Source organism: Lacinutrix gracilariae (assembly GCF_042684485.1).
GTDB lineage: Bacteria > Bacteroidota > Bacteroidia > Flavobacteriales > Flavobacteriaceae > Oceanihabitans > Oceanihabitans gracilariae.
Genome location: NZ_JBHULM010000001.1, coordinates 132,527 through 154,479, shown reverse-complemented (window position 1 = coordinate 154,479; position 21,953 = coordinate 132,527). Strand labels below are relative to the sequence as shown.

Sequence of the window (21,953 nt, the reverse complement as noted above, 5' to 3'; positions counted from 1 at the left end):
ATCGAACAATCGAGTGAACAAAAATTCCAAAACTCTTTCTAATAAAAACAACCTTCAAGTAATTTACGAAGACAATCATATTATTGTTGTAAATAAACGTGCAGGAGATATTGTACAAGGTGACAAAACTGGTGACAAACCATTAAGTGATGTTGTTAAAGAATACATTAAAGACAAATACAACAAACCTGGTAATGTATATTTAGGAACTGTACATCGATTAGATAGACCAACTACAGGATTAGTTATTTTTTCAAAAACAAGCAAAGCTTTGCCAAGGCTAAATAAACTTTTTGTTTCTAAAGATATTAGTAAAACCTATTGGGCTATTGTTAAAAACCAACCTCCTAAAACACAAGACACCTTAATTAATTGGTTGAAAAAGAATCCTAAAAACAATAAATCTACTGCATATATTAAAGAAGTAGATGGAAGTAAAAAAGCGATACTTCATTATAAAACACTTAAAAAACTAGACAACTATTATTTATTAGAAATTAATTTAGAAACCGGAAGACACCACCAAATACGTTCGCAATTATCGAGTATTGGTTGCTCTATAAAAGGAGATTTAAAATATGGGTTTGATAGAAGTAATAAAGATGCAAGTATACATTTACATGCAAGACAAATTACTTTTACACATCCTGTTTCTAACGAAGATTTAAACATAACAGCTCCATTACCTAAAGATGCCATTTGGGATGCTTGCGTATAAAAACTATTGGTTTAATGGATAATCGATGGTTAGATTAACCCCTTCTCCTATTTTTGAAAATAAGTTAAACTGTGCATGAATTAAGGCTGCTCTACTCTTCATATTTAAAAGTCCGGCTCCCTTTGCTACAGTTTCTACATCAAACCCTTTACCATCATCACTAGCCTGAATTTGTAAATTTTTGTCGTTGTAATCTAAAAGGACCTTTAAGTTCTGGGCTTCCGAGTATTTTACAGCATTAGATAAAAATTCTTGAAGAATTCTAAAAATAATTATTTCATGTTTCTTGTTTGTTATTGGAATTGTTTTTCCTTTTACAATCAATTCTGCACTATTAAATTTCATTCGTTTTAATCGATCTAATTCGTTAGAAATCGATTTTTCAAAACCATTATTTAAAATAACTTCATTATTTAATGATTTAGATAGCGAACGCACTTCCTTTAAACTATCTCTAACTATATTTGTGGTTTCTTTTATACTACCTTTAATTTCCGGAGAAACTTGCGTACCTAAAATACTTAACTGCATACTTGCTACAGATAAAAGCTGCCCAACATTATCGTGTAACTCCCAACCAATACTTTTTAAGGTTTGCTCTTGTATTTCTGCTTGGGTTCTAGATATTTCTTCATCAAATGCTTTTTGTAATTTAATTTTATCTAGCAATAATTTATTTTTCCTTTTCTGAAAAACAATAAAAAATATAATAATTAAAGTACAAACTATAAGAAGCACACCAATCATATAGACTAGTAAATATCTTTCGGCCGCAGTAGAAACGGGACCTTTCTCTTGTAAGGCAATTAATAAGCTATTAGTCATATTCTGGTTTTGAAACAATTAATCCTACGGCATACGTTATATACATAAATGAAATAACAAATAAATTAATAATACCTCGAAGGTATACATAATCCATATCTATTATTCTATAATACTGTTCATAGAATACTAAAGGTGTTTTAACTAACCAAAAAAGTAAAATAACACAGCTTATATAGAAATTTAAGGACTTATAAAAAGTCAAGATCTTTTCACTTTGTAATATTTCCATAAAATAATAAAAAGAACATTGTAATATAATTAATGCGCCAAGAATAGAAATGGAAGGAATAGAGGTTACAAAAAAATTAGGTAAGGTTAATAAAATAATTAATACGGAAGCGACAATAAATAAAATCAATGAAATTCTTAATATTTTTTTTTGTGTATTATTCTTCAAAATTTTCAAATAATACCAACCAAAAAAAGATACAGCACCAATTTTCCAAGTAATGGTACCAAACCAGTAGTTTCTTTCTAATAAGGTTCCTAAAAGAAAACTAAAAGCCCCACCTTCTTTTACAAGCCAAGTATATCTACCAATAATTACAATAAAAACGACATAGACTAAAAAGTAAATGAAATATTTAGCAGCTGTATGTTTGTACTTAGAATAAAGTAATAAACCAATTACAGCTGCTAAAATTTCTAAACCTAAAAGACAAAGTGAAGCATATTTTAATAAAAATTCACTCAAAACATTATATAAAATTTATTGTGGATAAGTAGCAGCTGGTGGGTCACCAAAGATTCCATCATTCAAGCCATTTGCTCCAGGAATATCTCCGTTACCTGGAGGTGCAGAAAGTACTTTTCCTTCAGATAGCGAAAGACTACCAGTTGGAACCATAAATACGGTTGTATAACCATTACTTTCATGAGCACCCAAATATACACGTATTCCGTTCATGTCATACCCTAACTCTTTACTTTGTTTTTTAGCAGAACTAATAAAACCTTCCATGTCTTCTATAGACCACCAAGCAGATCGGTTGTCTGGCCTTCCAACAATAGAGTCACTAATTAAATCATGTCTTGAATCGTAAGCATTATCTAATGCCTTCGCTTGTTCTGGTGTAATAATTCCTTTTGGTGTAGTCATTGGTGTTCCTAATTTAATATTATCAGCACTATAAAAATAGCAAATCAAAAATCCGATAACAACACCAAGTAATAGTAAAAATAATTTTTTCATAAAATAAAGTTATTTATTAATAGCTGCATAAAGGTAAGAAAATTAATATAGCAAAGTCACTTTTAAAACTTTTCCTACAACAAAGCACAACTATAATTTTCTTTCACTACTAAAATTAACCTAACCAACCTTCTCTATCTAAACTTCGGTATTGTATTGCTTCACTTATATGCGAACCTTTTATTGCTGGTTCGTTCTCTAAATCTGCTATAGTTCTTGATACTTTTAAAATGCGATCATACGCTCTTGCGGAAAGATTTAATCGCTCCATGGCTGTTTTTAATAACGCCTTAGAAGCATTGTCTAAAACGCAATATTTTCTAATTTGTTTGGTATTCATTTGCGCATTATAATGTACAGTTTCTGAGTCTTGAAAGCGTTCTGTTTGTAATTCTCTTGCCTTGGTAACACGTTTTCTAATTTCAACAGAACTTTCGCCTTTACGTTCTTCTGAAAGTTTTTCAAAAGGAACAGGAGTTACTTCTATATGAATATCTATTCTATCTAATAAAGGTCCAGAAACCTTACTTAAATAACGCTGCATTTCTGCAGGACTAGAAGTTATAGGTGCATCAGGATCATTAAAATAACCACTTGGACTAGGATTCATACTTGCCACCAACATAAAAGATGATGGATAAGTTACTGTAAATTTTGCTCTAGAAATAGTTACCTCTCTGTCTTCTAAAGGTTGACGCATTACTTCTAGAACTTCTCGTTTAAATTCTGGTAGTTCATCTAAAAACAAAACACCATTATGCGATAAGGAAATTTCACCAGGTTGCGGATAACTACCTCCTCCAACAAGTGCGACGTTTGATATGGTGTGATGAGGCGAACGAAAAGGACGCTGCGCCATAATACCTGTATTTGCCTTTACTCTACCAACCACACTATGAATTTTTGTAGTTTCTAATGCTTCATGAATAGTCATAGGAGGTAAAATACTAGGTAAACGTTTAGCCAACATGGTTTTTCCTGCTCCTGGAGGCCCAATTAATATAATATTATGTCCTCCTGCTGCTGCAATTTCCATACAGCGTTTTATAGATTCTTGTCCTTTAACATCACTAAAATCAAACTCTGGAAATTCTAGATTTTTTTCAAATTCTTTTTTAGTATCTATAATGGTTTGCTCTAAAGCTTCGTCTTTATCAAAAAAATCAATTACTTGTTTTATATTTTCTACTCCATAAACTTCTAAATCGTCAACTATAGCAGCTTCTTTCGCATTTACTAAAGGTAGAATAAAACCTTTATAACCTTCTTCTTTTGCTTTAATAGCTATTGGTAAAGCGCCTTTTATAGGTTGTAAACTTCCGTCTAAAGAAAGTTCTCCCATAATTAAAAAATCTTCTAAATTTTTAGCTTGAATTTGTTTGGTAGCAACAAGAATACCTATGGCTAATGTTAAATCGTATGCGCTTCCCTCCTTACGCAAATCTGCAGGAGACATGTTGATAATTATCTTTTTTCCAGGAATTTTATAACCATTATTTTGTAAGGCTGCAGCAATTCTAAAATTACTTTCTTTAATAGCATTATCTGGAAGACCAACTAAATGATACCCTATTCCGGAATCGACATTTACCTCTACTGTAATTGTGGTTGCCTCAACACCAAAGACTGCGCTACCAAAAACTTTTTTAAGCATAAACTATTGATTTGCTTAAATATATAAAAAATAATAAACTTATAGTTGCTTGATAAATTCTAAAGCACGTAACTCATTATAGTAGTATTTTCCTTTTGAAACAAACCCTACATGACCACCATAATTAGGCATCTCTAAATGTATATTTTTGTTATTTTTTGCTTCTTTAATAGGATAGCATTCTGGGGATAAGAAAGAATCATTTAACGCATTAATAATTAGCGTTGGCACATTTATATTAGGTAAAAACTGAAGACTGCTGGATTTGGTATAATACTCTTTTGCATCTTTAAAACCATGTGCTTTTGAGGTGTAAATAGCATCAAAATCTTTTAATAGTTTAATAGAACGTATTTCTTTTTCAGAAATATTTTCGGGAAACTGAAGTAATTTTGGTTTTAACTTTTCTACCAAATGCTTTTTAAATCTTATAGCATAAGGTTTGTTCTTTAGTTTGTGTAATTCGTTTGCAGAACCTTCTAAAAAACAAGGAACAGAAACTGCTATTACACCTTTTATTTGTTCTGGTAGTTCTTGATTTTCACCAACATATTTTAAGGTCATATTTCCGCCAAGACTAAAACCATTTATATATATTTCGGTATAGTTTTTATTATCTAAAATATGAGTAATTACTTCTTCTAAATCTTCCGTTGCTCCAGAATGGTAACTTCTATATTTAATATTTGGTTCTCCGCTACAGCCTCTAAAATTCACACATACTGCATCTACACCATTTTCATTAAATAGTTTTGCAGGACCAGTAACATAAGGTCGTTGTGCATTGCCTTCAAGACCATGTAAAAGAATAATTAGCTTATTCGATTTTTGTTTTGCAAAACTCCAATCTAAGTCTAAAAAATCGCCATCAGAAAGCGTAATACGCTCTCGTTTCTGTTCTAGTGTTACTTTACGTATTAGTCCTGAATATATGGTTGCAATATTTCCATTTCTAAAAAAAATGGATGGCTTGTATGTAGTATTTAGTATTGGCATTACACTTCTAAACTTGTAAATTTAAACTCTTTTCCACTAAACAACCCTTTATCACTAAGTTTTAAATCTGGTATTACTAGCAAAGCCATAAAAGATAAAGTCATGTATGGTGCATGCAAAGTGCTTCCTAATTGTTTCGCCATTTTATCAAGCGCTGCGTAGTCTTTACCAATAGTTTCTCCATCTTGATCGCTCATGATTCCTGCTACTGGAAGTGCAACTATTTTTTCTTCGGAATTGTTAATAGCACAAATACCTCCTTTATTTTCTATGATTAGATTTACCGCTTTACAGATAGCTTCGTCTGAAACTCCAACAGCAATTATATTGTGGGAATCATGACCAACAGAACTTGCAATAGCTCCTTCTTTTAGTCCGAAATTTTTAATAAATGCAATAGCAGGAGCATCGTTATTATAACGATTTACCACAGTCATTTTCAAGATATCTCTTGTGGTATTAGATACTAGATTTCCGTTTTCTATAGTTGCTTCTTCAATAAGCTCATTAGTTACTAATTGTCCTTCTAAAGCTTCAATAACTCTAATTTTTTCTGCGGAAGAATCAAATTTAAAATCGGAGACTTTTTTCTTTTCGGTATGGAAATTGTTTAAATTTTTAAAAGCGACATCTTTAATATTCACCTTACCAAAATCATACACCAATTCGCCATTTATATAGGTTTGAAGCGTTTTAAAATTGGTTAAATCTTCTACTACAATGCAATCTGCTGCATCACCAACTTGCAGTAAGCCAACCTCTAGATTATAATGTTTTACAGGATTGATACATGCAGCTTGCAATACCTTAAATACATCCACACCTTTAGCAATTGCTCTAGCACATAATGCATTAATATGCGAAATAATTAAATCGTCTGGATGCTTATCATCACTACAAAACATCATGTTTTCAAAATGCTCTGGCATTAAACCGATTAAGGCTTCAAAGTTTTTGGCTGCACTACCTTCACGAATTAAAATTTTCATTCCTTTTTGCAGTTTTTCTAAACCTTCGTCATAGGTAAAACACTCATGATCTGTAGAAATTCCTGCTGCAATATACTTGGTTATATCTTTTCCTCTAACACCTGGAGCATGACCATCTACAGGTTTATTATTTTCTTTTGCGTGTGCTATCTTTTTCAGCACTTCTTCATCATCAAATAAAACGCCAGGATAATTCATCATTTCGGCTAGATATTTAATATCAGGATTTTCCATTAGTGTTTTTATACCTTCCGAATCTATAATTGCTCCAGCAGATTCAAAACTAGTTGCAGGAACACAACTAGGAGCGCCAAAATTAAATTTTAACGGTACTTTTTTTCCGTTTTCAATCATGAATTCTACACCAGGAACACCTAATACATTTGCTATTTCATGCGGATCGGAAACAGTAGCTACTGTTCCATGCTGTACTGCTAGTTTTGCAAACTCACTAGGTACTAACATAGAACTTTCAATATGTATATGCGCATCTACAAAACCAGGAAGAATATACTGGTCAACATCATGTTCTTTTTCAATAATAGATTCTATTTTACCATCTGTAATAGTAACTTCTCCTTTATAAATTCTCTTGTTTGATATGTCTACTATGTTTGCTTGCAATTTCATATTTATTCCTTTCCTCTTATTTATTGTATGTAATATTAAACAAAAAAAAGCTTCCAATGAAACGGAAGCTTTTATTATTAGATATTACTTTAAGTTTATTTATTACTTCTTAAAATTCTCTACTCCCTTTACCAACCAATCATAATATTCATCTGCATTTGGTGTGTATGCTGTGGTATGGTTTAGTAACTCCATATCGTGATTTAATAACACATAAAATGGTTGCGAGTTATTCTGGAAGTTTAGCGTTTGCAAAGTTGCCCATTTATCGCCAATAGTCTTAATATTTTTAATACTTCCGTTGTGTTTTAAGAATTGAAATTGTTGCTCTTTTTCTAATTCTTTTCTATCATCAACGTATAAAGAAATAATAACATATTCATCATTTAATACATTATAAATCTTGTCTTTACTCCAAACTTGTTCTTCCATTTTTCTACAGTTTACACAAGCCCAACCAGTAAAATCTAGCATGATTGGTTTGTTTTGTGCTTTTGCTGCAGCAACACCTTCATCTAAATCTTTATAGCAATTAAGACCTAAAGGACAGTCGGATTCTTTTTCATATAAACTATAAGGTAAAGGTGGCGGAAAACCACTTAACATCTTTAAGTTAGCGTGTTCTGTATTGGTTAAACCAGGAATTAAATACACTACAAAGGCACCAACTAAAACGGCAAATGAAATTCTACCAAAGCTTAATTTTTTAAGCGGACTGTCATGCGGAAATTTAATTTTTCCTAAAAGATATAGTAACAAACCAATACCTAAAACAATCCAAATACCAATAAACACTTCTCGTTTTAAAAGTCCCCAATGTTTTACTAAATCTGCGTTAGATAAGAATTTAAACGCCATTCCTAATTCTAAGAAACCTAGAACTACTTTCACTGTATTTAACCATCCTCCAGATTTTGGTAATGCATTTAACCATTTTGGAAACATAGCAAATAAGGTAAAAGGTAAAGCTAATGCTAAACCAAAACCAGACATTCCCATAGTTAATTGCATGGCTCCTCCATCACTAGTTAGTGATCCTGCTAGTAAAGATCCTAAAATAGGACCTGTACATGAAAAGGATACAATAGCAAGTGTTAATGCCATAAAGAAAATACCGATAATACCACCAACATTAGAGGCAGAATCCATTTTATTTCCCCAAGAAGCAGGTAAGGTAATTTCGTAGTAACCAAAGAAAGAGAATGCAAAAAATGCAAGTATGATAAAAAAGATAATATTTAACCAAACGTTAGTTGAAATGGTATTTAATATCTCTGGATTTAAGGAATCTAAAAAGTGGAAAGGTAAACTTAAAAGCACGTAAATGATAAGAATAAACAATCCGTAAAGCATAGCATTTGCCAATCCTTTTTGTGAATTGCTAGCACTTTTTGTAAAAAAGGAAACCGTTAACGGAATCATAGGGAATACACATGGTGTTAATAAAGCGATTAAACCACCAAGAAAACCAAGAATAAAAATACCAAGGTTTGTTTTTTCTTTAACCTCTTCTTTTTCATATTTATCCCAACCAGTTATGTTTAGTTGTAGTTTATCAGACAGCTCTTTACTTTTAGCATCTACAGTTGCAGAAGCTGCTGTATTTGCAGCACCTGAATTGCTTAAATTAAAGTTTAGCACTTCGCTTTCAAAAATACATTTTTCGTCATCACACGCTTGAAAATATACTTCTGTAGCAATAGTGGTGACTTCTGGATTTATAAGTTCTACCTTTTGCGTAAATGATGCAGTACCATCAAAATAGGTTAAATCCATTTGAAAAACCTTATCAAACTTAGTAATACTTTGGCTTTCTAAAGCTTTACCAACACGCTTATAGTCTTTTGTTTGTGCTATAGAATCGAATAAAAACTCGGTTGGCAAAGCACCTCCTTCAGGAAGATGTTGTGAGTATAAATGCCAATGTTCTTCTATTTCTGCTTTAAAAATAAGGTTGTATTCTGTTTCTGAAAGTTTTTCAACTTCTGTAGACCATTTTACGGGTTGCAATTGCGAAAAAGAAGTACTGATGGAAAAAAGAGTAATAACTACTAATAAAAACTGCTTCATTATTGTAATGTGATTTTTAATATGTTTTTTGTTTTTTCTGTGACTTTATAACGATTGTCACCACGTTTATTGATAAGCCAAACTACATCTTCACCTGAACACAAAACTAAGGCTTTTTCTTTATCTAGTAAGGAGTATTTTTCATCTTTAAAAAACTTACTCAGTTTCTTTTTTCCTTGCATGCCTAAAGGGTAAAAATAGTCTCCTTTTTCCCATTTTCTTATGGTTAACGGAAACTTTAACAAATCTTTATCTATGTATAATGTAGACTTGTTAGACTCTTCTATTTGTTGTGTGGTTTTAAAAGATAATACTCCAAAAGGTATTTCTATACTTTTTACATCTTCAGCTATAGAAATAGATACTTCGCTAGTACTATTAATAGCATTACTAACTCCTGTTACCAACAAATAATCTCTGTCTTTTACTAGTCTGTGTGTAGCTGAAAACACTTGTTTTCCGGATTGTGCATCTAATAAATTATATACATCTTTCCATGCTGTAAAATTAAAATCTTTCAGCAATTCAAAAACATAGGCATTAGTATTAGGTAGCTCTTGTAGCTTTTTAATATTTAATTTAATTACAGCATCTTCTATAGAAACGACTTCTTTATATATTCTTTTTACAGCATCTTTAATAATACTTTTAGAGTATTTTAAATTGCTTTGTGTAGTTTCAAAATTATGAAGTAATTCGGTATTCATTTCCTTTAACACAGGAATGACGTCATGACGTAATTTATTTCTTAAATATTTGGTAGATGCATTACTACTATCTTCACGCCATTTAAAGTTATTGGCTTTGGCAAAACTTACAATTTCTTCTCTTGAAAATTTCAACAAAGGTCTTACAATGTTGTCGTTTACTTCTGGAATTCCTGTAAGTCCGTCTAAACCTGTTCCACGCGAAAGATTTATTAAAAACGTTTCTAGATTATCATCTGCATGATGTGCTGTTAAAATATAATCGAATTGCTTTTGCGTGCATAATACATCAAACCAACTATACCTTAAATCTCTTGCTGCCATTTGCGTAGAAATTTTTAGTTTTTCGGCTACAGCATTGGTATCAAAACTTTTAATAAAAACTTCTACTTGTAAGTCTTTTGCTAGTTGTTCTACAAAATCTTGATCTGCATCGCTTTCTTTTCCGCGTAAATTAAAATTACAATGCGCCAATGCAAAATCAAACTTTGCTTGTTTACACAAATGTGCCAAGATTACAGAATCTATTCCTCCAGAAATGGTAACAAGAAGCTTTCCTTTGCTTAAAAAAGGTAGGTTTTGGTTAATGTGTTTTTGGAACTTATGGAACAAAATATTATTTATTTAATGCATTAAACATCTATTTAATTTGTAGAGATTTTTGGTTGCAGAAGTTAATCCTACAATTTCTTCTTCAAGAAATTGTATTAAAAACCGATAACTAAGCTTAAACATGCTTGCTAACTTTTTCCAAACAATAAAATCTCTATAACTTTTCATGTATCAAATTTAAGCATTTAACTGTATACTTTTATATTTTTAATTATGCCTTATAACTAGTGTATTTTAACTCTCTAACACTTCACGCATTGCTTTAGCTTTTACCAAACATTCTTCATACTCATTTAAAGGTTTGCTCTTTGCTGTTATTGCGCCTCCAACAGAATACGAAACATATTTATTGGTTGCATTATATAATATACTACGAATAACCACATTAAAATCGAAATTACCTTTGGGTGAAAAATAACCTACTGCTCCAGAATACACGCCTCGTTTAGTTTCTTCTAAATCTTCAATAATTTGCATAGCTGAAACTTTTGGTGCTCCTGTCATGCTTCCCATAGGGAAAGTTGTTTCTATAATATCTACAGGATGTATCGATTTTTTAACTTTTGAAACGACTGTTGATATCATTTGATGCACCTGATCAAAAGAATATATTTTGCATAATTCTTTAACTTTTACGCTTCCTTTATTTGCTGTTTTAGACAAGTCGTTTCTAACTAAATCTACAATCATGATATTTTCGCTTCGCTCTTTATCATCGTGTTTTAGTTGGTATTTTAAAGCTTGATCTTCGTGATGATTTGTACTTCGCTTTGCGGTACCTTTTATGGGTTGCGAAACAATTTTATTCCCTTTCTTTTGTATATAGCGTTCTGGCGAAGCAGACAATACATATTTATCATTTAGTTTTAAAAAACTAGCAAAAGGTGCTTGCGAAATTTTGTTGAGCTTGCTGTAGGTTTCTAACGGATTAATCGTTGTTTCTTCGGCATAAAACTCTTGACAAAAATTAGCTTCGTAAATATCACCTCTATGAATGTGTGCTAGCATTTTATCTAGCTTACTAAAGTATTCGTCTTTATGAATACGAAGTTTTATTTTTATTGGGTTTTCTGAAACTTTATCACTAATTTTTAACTGGTGATTTTCTATCTTCTCGATATCTATTAAGTCGGTTTCTAGCTCATCATCAACCGCTTTTAGGTATTTAATTTTTACAGTATTTCCTTTTATTAAAAAGAGTTTTTTAGGTTGAAAAAAACACAAATCAGGAAACGCTAAACCATCCAAATTATTAGAGTTTAATTGCTCTACATCATTTTTAAGATCATAGGTAATATAGCCAAAAATCCAATCGTTAGTAATGCTTTGGTATTCTTTTAATTTTGCAAAACCGTTGGTATAATCGGTTTGTATACTTGTAAAGGCGTCTACTGCCAAAACAGCATCATACCTCGTGTATTTAGATTGGTGCTTGTTAGAGTCTAACCAAACTACTTCATGAAACTGCTGGCTCCAAACCAATAGTTGGTTTTTAAAAGCTTGAATAGACTTAGGTGTATGTGTAGCTGTTGTTCTCAATGAAAAAAATTACGCGTAAAGTTAATGAGAATAGTTAAAAAATAATATCTTTTACCTGTTAGATTAAATCCTTATTTTAGATGTATCAGATATTCAATGAATTAGTAAAAGTTACAGTGCAAAAAAATGGTGCAGAACTTTGCGGAATTTCTTCGGTAAAAAACAATACACAATTTATGTGGCATGCAGATCCATCTATTTGGGGAAGCTTTGCTCCTAACCTTTTTCCTGTAATTGGCGCTTTAAAAGACAATACCTATATTTTTGAAAATAAAACCTACCACATGCCTAAACATGGGTTTATTAGACATAATACAGATATTGCAGTAGTAAATAAAACCGAAAACAGTATAACTTTTAAGCTTACTTACAACCAAGAGTTATTAAAAATATATCCTTTTAAATGCAGCTATCAAATAAGTTATACGCTAGAAAACAACCTTTTAATTGTTAATCATGAAATTATAAATCTAGATGAAAAACCAATGTATTTTAACCTTGGTGGTCATCCTGCTTTTAAATGTCCTGTGTATACAGATGAAAAATACACCGACTATTCTTTAGTTTTTGAACAGCCAGAAACATCTGAAACCTATTTATTAAATACTACAAATGGTTTACTAACAGACCAAACAAAACCTGTATTTAACACACCAAACAAAATAGACTTACACTATAATTTGTTTGATAATGACGCACTTATCTTTAAAGATTTAAAATCAAGAAAAGTTACGCTAACCAGCAAAACCAAAGGAGCAGTAATAACGGTTACACACACTCATTTTCCGCATTTAGGTATTTGGGCAAAACCTCATGCCAACTATGTTTGTATAGAACCTTGGATAGGATATGCAGATCTAGAAACTACAAACCAAGAGATTACAAGCAAAGAAGGAATTATAAAATTAGCGCCAAACAGTAATTTTAAAGCTAGTTATTGTATTGAAATACATAAAGCGCATTTAGTGTAATTAATATATAAGTAGTAGCTTTGCAGCATATAACAAAACCATGAGTACTTTTCAAGATTTAAACTTAAATACACCTTTATATAACGCTTTAAACGATTTAGGGTTTACTACACCAACACCTATACAAGCAGAAGCCTTTAACGTGGTTGCTAGCGGAAAAGATATGGTTGGTATTGCACAAACAGGAACAGGTAAGACTTTTGCTTACATGCTACCTATTTTAAAAAACCTTAAATTTTCTAAACAAGAAAATCCTAGAGTTTTAATTTTAGTACCAACAAGAGAGCTTGTAGTACAAGTGGTTGATGAAATTGAAAAACTTTCAAAATATATAAACAATCGTGTTTTAGGTGTTTATGGAGGAACTAATATTAACACACAAAAGCAAGCTATTGCTCAAGGAATTGATATTTTAGTTGCTACTCCTGGTAGAATGTATGACTTGGCTTTAACTAGAGTTTTACAGTTAAAATCTATTCAAAAACTAGTAATTGATGAAGTAGATGTAATGCTAGACCTTGGTTTTAGACATCAATTAATTAATATATTTGACATCCTGCCAGAAAAAAGACAGAACATCATGTTTTCTGCAACTATGACTCAAGATGTTAGTGAATTGATTAATGATTTCTTTACGAATCCTGAACGCGTATCTATTGCTGTTTCTGGTACTCCTTTAGATAATATTGCGCAAACAAAATATACAGTTCCTAATTTTTATACCAAGCTTAATTTATTAAAGCATTTACTACAAGATACAGAAGCCTATAATAAAGTTTTAATTTTTGTAGCTTATAAAAAAATGGCAGATAGACTATTTGAAGCTTTAGATCAAGAGTTTCATGAAGAGCTTTGTGTGATACACTCTAACAAAACACAAAACTACAGATTGCGTAGTATTGAGCAATTTAGAGAAGGTGTAAATAGAATTTTAGTAGCTACAGATGTTATGGCTCGTGGATTAGATATTGATAACGTAAGCCATGTTATTAATTTTGACACACCTGACTTTGCAGAAAACTATATGCACAGAATTGGTAGAACAGGACGTGCAGAACGCGAAGGACAATCCATTATATTTTCTACAGAAAAAGAACAAGAAGCTTTACAAAATATTGAAAGCTTAATGCAAATGGAAATTCCGTTACTTCCTATTCCTGACGAAGTACAAATCTCTGATGAGTTAATAGAAGAAGAAAGACCACAAATAAAAGAGCGTAACAATCCGAACAAACGATTAAAAGACGAAGATGCTCCTGGTCCTGCTTTTCATGAAAAATCGGCAAAAAACTCTAAAGAAAACTTAGGAGGTTCCTACAAATTTAAAATTGCTGCTAAATATAAAAAGCCAAAAACACGAGGCGATAAAAATTATAACAAACGCAATAAGAAGAAGTAGTGTTCTGTGTTCAGTGTACTTAAAAATTATGTAACTCATCGAAAAAAAACCAATTACAGAATAAACAATTATTTTTTTCGTTAGATTTATTGAAGTACTCAAAACAAACTGACGATGTCTACTGCTATTTTTAACTTACTTCCTAATTTAAAACCGTTTCATCACGATACGCATTATCAAGACCTTTTTTTAAATCAAAATTGGGTTTTAGTAAATGGTATCAATAACAAAAAAGCTGTTTATGTTTTTAAAGACGAAAACAAGCTTCATATTTCGCAAAACGAAATCACTACCGAAACATCGTGGTCTATTGAAGCTAAAAATACTTTTTTAATTGAAACGGAAGACGGAAAAACCTCTGTAAAAGCATATTTTAAAGATGACGACATTTTAGTACTTAACAGACTAAAAACAGATGATTGTGCTGTATTTATAAACGAAGACAGTTATTCTAGCGCTTTAAACACCTTTGAAGATGTGCAACAATTTTTACATAATAAATACAAAGAAAAAGTAAACCACTTAATTGCTGTACACGAGTTTTATTATATAGAAAAAGCAGAAGAATTTGGACCTTTTACTGTTGAAGAACTTGCCGAAAAAGTAGATTCTGAAACCATTAGTGCTTACTGTTTTGTTAGAGATGTTAATGAACCTAATTACAACAAACGCTTACGTATTAAAGATTTACTAATAGAGTTATAGCTTTTTTGCCCTAAGTGTTTCTATTCGTTTTTTATGAAAATCACTTCCGCTGATTTCAAAAGCTTTGCTCGCTAATTTTATTGCATTATCATAGTCTTTTTGGGATTCATAATATTCGGAAAAGGAATCACAGGCATTCGCACTTTCCGGATAGTACGCAATTGCTAATTCGAAGTACATCTTTGCTTTTTCGGGTTGATTCATTTCCATATTCATATAACCAGACATGTTTAAAAGGTCTTCGGGATATGGCGCTTCCAAATAACCAAAATGCTCTTTCAGCTTATTTTCCCTATATTTTATAATGCGGAATAACTCTTCTTTAGAAGTATCAAAATCGTTTATTTGATCTGTATTTTCCATCTGAAACCATTCAAAAACAGCTAATAAACCATCCATTATAGAAGGCAAAGGTATGGTTCCATGTAAATCCTTAGGATAAAATTGCCAGGTATAATCCAATCCGTTTTCTTTATTTTTCTTAATCCAATTAGAAAATGAAATATTAGCTCGAGGAAAAGCGGTAAAGTCGCTGGTGTCTTGCATTACATTATCGAATGTGATTTCCAAATTTTGCATGTGTAATTGTCCGCTTAAAGACATATACAAGGCTTTATTTTTCAAATAATTCGATGCAAAAACGTCTTTGGCGCGTTTCAAAATTATTTCATTATCCCAATCTAAACTGGGATCCACACACACATAATTCGCAAATAATGCTGGTGTATGCAATAGCGAATAGATGGCAAATAAACCGCCATACGAATGCCCGATTATTGTTCTATAATTAGTCACAGGATACTTGCTTTCTACATACGGAATAAGTTCTTTGCTAATAAATGTTAAGAATTTATCTGCTTCACCATTTTCTTCATTAAAAGGCATTCCATATTTGGTACTAATTTTTGAAGGTGTTAAATCTCGTGTTCTATTCTCGGCATTTGAAATACCTACCAATACCATTTCTGGCATAAAACCACCACTATAATATTCTAGAACATTGCGTACTGTTGGCAAAAATACTTCGCCATCTATAATATAAGCTACGGGATATTTTTGATTTGGATTCACCCCGTAACTTTCTGGTAATTGCACATAAATAGATCGCGTTTCCTTCAGTGTTTTAGAGTAAATACTATCTAAGGTACTTTCTTGAAATATAAATCGGCTTTCTTGCGCATGTGCTGTTAATTGGCTCAGCACAAAGAGAATAATATATAAAGCTATTCGCATTTTGATGGATGTTTGGATGAATGTTAGACGATAACAATAATTTACATTTATAAGATTATTCTTTTTGCAATGCTCTTAAAACAAGAATTCCTATTCTCGCAATAATAAAAGTAAACAAGCCAAAAACTGCTGTTAGCAAAGAGACTTTTAGTCCGCCAGCAAAAACCGAAGGATCAGGATCTCCCATAGCTTCTACAGAATCGAAAGCTGAAATTAAACCTATTACAGAAGCAAAAAAACCAATTACTAAACCTAGAAGACTACTGTCTGTTGCTAGTTTTATCATTTTTTTGGAAACAACACTTTTCTTTTTTAAATTAAGAAAACCTTTAATTAAAAAGAAAATAGAAAGTAGTAAACAGATTAGAATTAAAGACATCATAAAGGATCCTCCTTCTTGAAAACGATCGGCAAATTGCAAGGCTAAAAATTTCATAAGTATTGGTTTTAGAATTAAATATAGAACAAACATAATTTAGTTTCTTCGTTTGATAATTAAAATGCGATGGATTACCAATTTAACATCGGAATTAACCTCCATGTTAAAACAAGTACTAAATCTGTTATTCGTCTACAAAAAATATAATCGTACAAAAAATATAGTATTATTGTAAATTACTGATTCTCGATACAAATTTCTTGTTTAAAAAAACATAAAATTCACTCGAATTGACAAAATGTAAACCAAAAAGACAACGGAGAAATTAAATCAATAGATGTTTACCAAAAAAGCCATTTTAAATAAAATAGGACAAATAATACTTCATCTTATTTTCTGGGGTGTTGTGCTCTTGTTTTTTACTTATTTTTTTGGTGTTGGTAGCAAAAACTATGAAGAGACCTTAACGTTTTCGTTATTTCTATTGCCAATAACAATAGCAACAACCTATGTTTCTATCTATAAACTAATCCCAGATTACCTAGTCACCAAACGGTACTTTAGGTTCATTCTATACAGCGTATACACGATAATTATTTCGGGATATTTAATTATGGTTTCCGTTTTTTTTAGTCTGATATATATATCCAATTTTAAATATGCAGATATGAATCCTTTAACTAGGAATATCATTTTAATTACCACAGCAGTTTACATAGTAGTTGTTTTGGTTAGCGCTTTTAAATTATTAAAATTGAATTTGAAAAATGCCGAAAAAACAAAAGCTTTAGAAACTAAATTTCTTGACAGTCAGCTAAAATTAAAAGAACAAGAATTGCACTATTTAAAAATGCAGATTCATCCACATTTTTTATTTAACACCTTAAATACCATGTATGGTTTTGCTTTAAAAAAAGCAGATGAAACGCCAGAAATGATATTAAAACTTTCCAATTTATTAGATTACTTACTGTATCAAGTAGATAAACCTTTTGTGCTTTTAGCAGATGAAATTAATCATATAAAAGATTATATCGCTTTAGAAAAAATGCGTTTTAATAACACCTTAGATATTACTTTTAATAGCGAAGGCATTAACGAAACTACAAAAATAGCACCCATGCTTTTGCTTCCGTTTATAGAAAACAGTTTTAAACATGGAAGTATAAAAAATGGCATTCTAAAAATTGAAATTGATTTAGCTACCACTCCAGAGAACATTCTATTTTCCATTAAAAATACAAGCGCTACTCTCGATAAAGCGAATAAAGGCATCGGTTTGCAGAACATAAAAAAAAGGTTAGATTTACTCTATAAGAATAAGTACGACTTAAAAATTGATGTTTCAGAAAACCATTTTAAAGTAGCTTTAAAACTAAATACCGACTAATTGCAAGATCAAAATTACATAAACTGCCTGATTGTAGATGACGAAGCTATCGCTCGAGAAATTATTGCTACGCATCTTTCTAAAATCGACAATATAAACGTTATCGCAAGTTGCAGTAATGCGATGGAAGCTTTTAATACCATTAGTAATCATACCATCGATTTGGTTTTTCTGGATATTAATATGCCTGAGATTTCTGGAATCTCTTTTGCAAAATCGATAAACAAAGACATTAAAATTATTTTCACCACGGCCTATAGAGATTATGCGGTTGAAGGATTTGAGTTGCAGGCTGTAGACTACCTCTTAAAGCCAATTCCGTTTGAACGATTATTAAAAGCAGTAAACACGTATTTTGAAGTTTATAGTAAGGCAAAAGCAGAGTCTCCAAAAGAAATAGAAACAGTAGATTTCATGTTTGTACGCTCTGAAAGACGTATGCTAAAAGTAGATTTTGAGGCAATTTTATATATTGAAAGTTATAGCGATTATATAAAAATTCATTTAGCAAATGAAACTATAGTTACTCGTGAAACCATTAGTGCTATTGAAGCAAAGTTACCTTCCAACAAGTTTTTAAGAATACACAGATCGTTTATAATTTCTTTGCAAAGCATCACCTCCTTTACCAATGAGCATGTTACTATAAAAGAAAAAGCCTTACCAATAAGCAGAAGCTATAAAAAGGAGGTTTTAGCGTTATTGGAAAAATACTAGAAAAATAAAAACGACCAACTTAAATTACTTTTTGTAATCAAGTTGGTCGTTTTCTATAATGAGATTCCTGCTTTCGCAAGAACTTGTGTTAGATATGTAAAGCTCTATTATCTGTTGCAGCAAGAGCTGCTTCTTTAATAGCTTCTGTAAATGTTGGGTGTGCATGAGACATACGTGATACATCTTCTGCAGATGCTCTATACTCCATAGCAACAACTGCTTCTGCAATCATATCTGCTGCACGAGCACCAACCATGTGTACTCCTAAAATTTCATCAGTAGTTTTATCTGCAAGAATTTTTACAAATCCGTCTAAATCCATACTTGCTCTACTTCTACCTAAAGCACGCATAGGAAATTGTCCTGTTTTATAAGCAACTCCTGCTTCTTTTAACTGCTCTTCTGTTTTACCAACAGAAGCAACTTCTGGCCATGTATAAACAACACCAGGAATTAAGTTATAATCTATATGTGGTTTTTGACCTGCTAAAGTTTCGGCAACAAAAACACCTTCTTCTTCAGATTTATGTGCAAGCATTGCTCCTTTAATAACATCACCAATAGCGTAAATATTAGATGCGCTAGTTTGTAAATGCTCGTTTACTTCTACTTTACCTCTTTCTGTTAATTTTACTCCTGCAGCTTCTAAATTTAAACCTTCTGTATATGCATGACGACCAACAGAAACTAATACATAATCTCCTGTAAAGGTTACTTCTTCTCCTTTTTTATTGTCTGCTTTTACAATCACTTCATCACCAACACGCTCTACAGATTTTACTTTGTGAGAGGTATTGATTTTAAATTTCTGTTTCTTTAAAACTTTATTTAATTCTTTAGAAACTCCAGAATCCATTGTTGGTAAAATTCTATCCATAAATTCTACAACAGAAACTTCTGCACCAAGTCTTTTATATACTTGACCAAGCTCTAAACCAATAACTCCACCACCAATAACAATTAAATGCTTAGGGATTTCTTTAAGTTTTAAAGCTTCAGTAGAAGTAATTACACGTTCTTTATCTAATTTGATAAATGGTAATGTAGATGGTTTAGATCCTGTAGCAATAATGGTGTTTTTTGCTTCAATTTCTGTAGTTTCTTCTCCTGAAATTAAAATATGAGTAGCATCTTTAAAGCTTCCTAAACCTTGATACACATCAATGTTATTTTTTTTCATTAAAAAATCAATTCCACCAGTGGTTTGGTCTACAACAGATTGCTTTCTAGCTATCATCTGCTCTAAATTTACTTTAATATCACCAGGAATATCAATACCATGTTCTTCAAAATGTTTAACAGCATCTTCGTAGTGATGCGAAGAATCTAAAAGTGCTTTACTAGGTATACAACCAACATTTAAACAAGTTCCTCCTAGTGTAGAATATTTTTCAATAATAGCAGTTTTCATGCCTAATTGTGCGCAACGTATTGCTGCTACGTATCCTCCAGGTCCTGAACCTATTATTGCTACATCGTATGACTTCATATTTTTATTTTTCTAAATTAAAAAAGATGCTTTACCAACCTAAGTGTGACAAAGCGTTAAAATTGTAAAACAAAAGTACAACATTGATTTATGAATTGCGAATTACAATTCATGAAATTTGTAAGAATAATTTAAATTAGAAGAAAAAAAAGCCTATTCGTAATATTTCAAAACTAGTAGCTTTTTGAAACGGAATAGGCTAGTATATAACTGATTAATAGCTATACAAATAACTAACTTTTTTTAAATACACACAATACTCAATTTGAGTAATTTTTAAAAAACTTTTAAATTAAATTTTTATTGGTTTTTAACATTCCTAACAATTCTCCTGTAGAAGAAATATTTAATTTTTTAAGAATGTTTCTTCTATGTGTATCTACAGTATGGGAACTAATACTTAGTTTTTCTGAAATTTCTTTACTTGTATTATTTAACACCAATAAGCGTACAACGTCACGCTCTCTATTACTTAAACCTCCTTCTAATAATTTTTGCGAATGGTTATTAAAATAAATGGTTTCATATTCGTTTTTATTATTTAGCAATTTTGCCGAAGCTGTTATCTGCATTTTAATATTAGGATCTAAAACAGTGTAATGTGCTAAGCCTATAATAGGTTTCATTTCTGAATTAAAAGCTATAGGTGTTGTATTTTGAATAATATTTACATAATCTCCGTTGGCATTTTTAAACCTATAGTTCCAGGTGTAATTTGCTTTTTGTCTTTCTTCTGCATTTATTCCACCAATGGTAAACTCCATTAAACTATTTAAAGCACTTAGCCACACATCAATATCATCTGGATGAATTCTACTCCAAAAATAACGCATTCCTTTTGCCTTTAATTCATTAGCATCAATACCTATACAAGAATTAAAATTCTTACTGATATACTCAAAAGTAAGATCTTGTGTATTTGTAATACAAAAGAAGGTTGAGCTATACGGAAGGTAAAAATCTAAATCTATAATTTTTTGAATATGCGTCTCTAAGGAAGGACAATCATAAGACTCAAAAATAGATTTATAAAGTTTTTTTATTTTGGAATATTTCATAAAACAATTTATTGCAACAAACGTATTTGCAGCAATTTATGAATTTATTTTTAAGTAGGAAAACCTAACATTTCTCCCATTCCTACAGTAAACAACCAACAGCCATAAATAGCATGCTCAATGGTTACTAAAATAGTTGATCTTGACTTGTTATAAGTAAATGCAAATAACAAACCACCAAGAAAAGTTAATATAATTACCAAGCCGTTTTTAAAAAACAGATGAGCCATAGCAAAAACAATAGCGTTTATTAGTATTAGCCCATTAGTATTGTAGAATAAATTTTTATAACGTTGAAAATAAAAAGTTCGATATACCAATTCTTGCGGATACACAGAAAAAATGCTGTAAGCAAACAAAATTGCCAACCACAAAAGAGGTTTTTGTAGCACCACACTAAAAAGACTTTCTTTGCTTGTAAACCACACAAAAAGTATGGTTAACAATGCTATAAGTAGCATTTTTAAAAGGGTCATTTTCCAAAAACGCATCCAGTTCAGGTTTTCGCTTATTTTAAACTTATTCTTTTCTACTTTAAGTAAAAAATAAACGACATAAACAAAACCAAGCAAGCCTAATGTTAGCTTTATTATAAAAGAATAATTAAATACAAAACTTACAGGAAGGATTATAAAAAGGATTAAGAATTCTATATATCTATAAATGTTGGCTAGCAT

Annotated in this window: 20 protein-coding genes; 6 read left to right on the top strand and 14 right to left on the bottom strand. The window is 31.1% G+C overall.

Annotation, left to right across the window (positions count from 1 at the left end; translation table 11 throughout):
- The first annotated feature begins 13 nt into the window (after window positions 1-13).
- A complete protein-coding gene (locus ACFSSB_RS00665) occupies window positions 14-718 on the top strand; it encodes an RluA family pseudouridine synthase (protein ID WP_379899909.1) in 705 nt (234 codons plus the stop codon).
- Between the two features lie 3 nt (window positions 719-721).
- Here ACFSSB_RS00665 and ACFSSB_RS00660 read toward each other — a convergent pair whose 3' ends face one another.
- From ACFSSB_RS00660 to pabB, 9 genes are all read right to left on the bottom strand, one after another.
- Window positions 722-1,543 carry a sensor histidine kinase gene (locus tag ACFSSB_RS00660; RefSeq protein WP_379899907.1) on the bottom strand — a complete coding sequence of 274 codons (822 nt, stop codon included), beginning with the start codon at window positions 1,541-1,543 and terminating at the stop codon, window positions 722-724.
- Window positions 1,536-2,240, bottom strand: coding sequence for a hypothetical protein (locus tag ACFSSB_RS00655; protein ID WP_379899905.1), 705 nt, complete (start codon window positions 2,238-2,240; stop codon window positions 1,536-1,538). The genes ACFSSB_RS00660 and ACFSSB_RS00655 overlap by 8 nt, the downstream gene beginning before the upstream one ends.
- Window positions 2,241-2,255: 15 nt before the next feature.
- Window positions 2,256-2,738, bottom strand: coding sequence for a hypothetical protein (locus ACFSSB_RS00650; protein WP_379899903.1), 483 nt, complete (start codon window positions 2,736-2,738; stop codon window positions 2,256-2,258).
- A gap of 115 nt (window positions 2,739-2,853) precedes the next feature.
- Window positions 2,854-4,392 (bottom strand): YifB family Mg chelatase-like AAA ATPase, encoded by a 1,539-nt coding sequence (locus ACFSSB_RS00645; RefSeq protein WP_379899901.1) that lies wholly within the window; start codon window positions 4,390-4,392, stop codon window positions 2,854-2,856.
- Between the two features lie 39 nt (window positions 4,393-4,431).
- Complete coding sequence (locus tag ACFSSB_RS00640; RefSeq protein ID WP_379899899.1) at window positions 4,432-5,388, bottom strand: YheT family hydrolase; 957 nt, start codon at window positions 5,386-5,388, stop codon at window positions 4,432-4,434.
- Window positions 5,388-7,007: an adenine deaminase gene (gene ade / locus ACFSSB_RS00635; protein WP_379899897.1), complete on the bottom strand. Its 1,620-nt coding sequence runs from the start codon at window positions 7,005-7,007 to the stop codon at window positions 5,388-5,390. Before ade ends, ACFSSB_RS00640 begins: the two co-directional genes overlap by 1 nt.
- 102 nt (window positions 7,008-7,109) lie before the next feature.
- Window positions 7,110-9,077 carry a protein-disulfide reductase DsbD family protein gene (locus tag ACFSSB_RS00630; protein ID WP_379899895.1) on the bottom strand — a complete coding sequence of 656 codons (1,968 nt, stop codon included), beginning with the start codon at window positions 9,075-9,077 and terminating at the stop codon, window positions 7,110-7,112.
- The gene (tilS, locus tag ACFSSB_RS00625; RefSeq protein ID WP_379899893.1) at window positions 9,077-10,396 is read right to left on the bottom strand and encodes a tRNA lysidine(34) synthetase TilS; all 1,320 of its coding nucleotides are present in this window, start codon (window positions 10,394-10,396) and stop codon (window positions 9,077-9,079) included. The genes ACFSSB_RS00630 and tilS overlap by 1 nt, the downstream gene beginning before the upstream one ends.
- Window positions 10,397-10,630: 234 nt before the next feature.
- A complete protein-coding gene (pabB, locus tag ACFSSB_RS00620; RefSeq protein WP_379899891.1) occupies window positions 10,631-11,935 on the bottom strand; it encodes an aminodeoxychorismate synthase component I in 1,305 nt (434 codons plus the stop codon).
- 80 nt (window positions 11,936-12,015) lie between these two features.
- Here pabB and ACFSSB_RS00615 point away from each other — a divergent pair, with 80 nt between their 5' ends.
- The 3 genes from ACFSSB_RS00615 (at window position 12,016) to ACFSSB_RS00605 (ending at window position 15,010) form a co-directional block, all read left to right on the top strand.
- Window positions 12,016-12,906 (top strand): aldose 1-epimerase family protein, encoded by an 891-nt coding sequence (locus tag ACFSSB_RS00615; protein WP_379899888.1) that lies wholly within the window; start codon window positions 12,016-12,018, stop codon window positions 12,904-12,906.
- Between the two features lie 40 nt (window positions 12,907-12,946).
- Entirely contained in the window at window positions 12,947-14,305 is a 1,359-nt protein-coding gene (locus ACFSSB_RS00610; RefSeq protein WP_379899886.1) for a DEAD/DEAH box helicase, read from the top strand.
- A gap of 114 nt (window positions 14,306-14,419) precedes the next feature.
- A complete protein-coding gene (locus ACFSSB_RS00605; protein WP_379899884.1) occupies window positions 14,420-15,010 on the top strand; it encodes a hypothetical protein in 591 nt (196 codons plus the stop codon).
- Here the strand turns inward: ACFSSB_RS00605 and ACFSSB_RS00600 are convergent.
- Both ACFSSB_RS00600 and ACFSSB_RS00595 read right to left on the bottom strand, forming a co-directional pair.
- Window positions 15,005-16,213 (bottom strand): alpha/beta hydrolase-fold protein, encoded by a 1,209-nt coding sequence (locus tag ACFSSB_RS00600; RefSeq protein ID WP_379899882.1) that lies wholly within the window; start codon window positions 16,211-16,213, stop codon window positions 15,005-15,007. The two genes, ACFSSB_RS00605 and ACFSSB_RS00600, sit on opposite strands and share 6 nt — an antisense overlap.
- An 85-nt stretch (window positions 16,214-16,298) precedes the next feature.
- A complete protein-coding gene (locus ACFSSB_RS00595; RefSeq protein WP_379899880.1) occupies window positions 16,299-16,679 on the bottom strand; it encodes a MotA/TolQ/ExbB proton channel family protein in 381 nt (126 codons plus the stop codon).
- Window positions 16,680-17,289: 610 nt separating this feature from the next.
- Here ACFSSB_RS00595 and ACFSSB_RS00590 point away from each other — a divergent pair.
- Window positions 17,290-18,012 carry a sensor histidine kinase gene (locus ACFSSB_RS00590; RefSeq protein WP_379899878.1) on the top strand — a complete coding sequence of 241 codons (723 nt, stop codon included), beginning with the start codon at window positions 17,290-17,292 and terminating at the stop codon, window positions 18,010-18,012.
- A complete protein-coding gene (locus ACFSSB_RS00585) occupies window positions 18,013-18,729 on the top strand; it encodes a LytR/AlgR family response regulator transcription factor (RefSeq protein WP_379899877.1) in 717 nt (238 codons plus the stop codon). It abuts the gene before it with no gap.
- A gap of 88 nt (window positions 18,730-18,817) precedes the next feature.
- Here the strand turns inward: ACFSSB_RS00585 and lpdA are convergent, their stop codons facing one another.
- From lpdA to ACFSSB_RS00570, 3 genes are all read right to left on the bottom strand, one after another.
- Complete coding sequence (gene lpdA / locus ACFSSB_RS00580) at window positions 18,818-20,218, bottom strand: dihydrolipoyl dehydrogenase (RefSeq protein WP_379899875.1); 1,401 nt, start codon at window positions 20,216-20,218, stop codon at window positions 18,818-18,820.
- Window positions 20,219-20,505: 287 nt separating this feature from the next.
- Window positions 20,506-21,276 carry a LuxR C-terminal-related transcriptional regulator gene (locus ACFSSB_RS00575; protein WP_379899873.1) on the bottom strand — a complete coding sequence of 257 codons (771 nt, stop codon included), beginning with the start codon at window positions 21,274-21,276 and terminating at the stop codon, window positions 20,506-20,508.
- A 50-nt stretch (window positions 21,277-21,326) separates the two neighbouring features.
- Entirely contained in the window at window positions 21,327-21,953 is a 627-nt protein-coding gene (locus tag ACFSSB_RS00570; protein WP_379899871.1) for a CPBP family intramembrane glutamic endopeptidase, read from the bottom strand.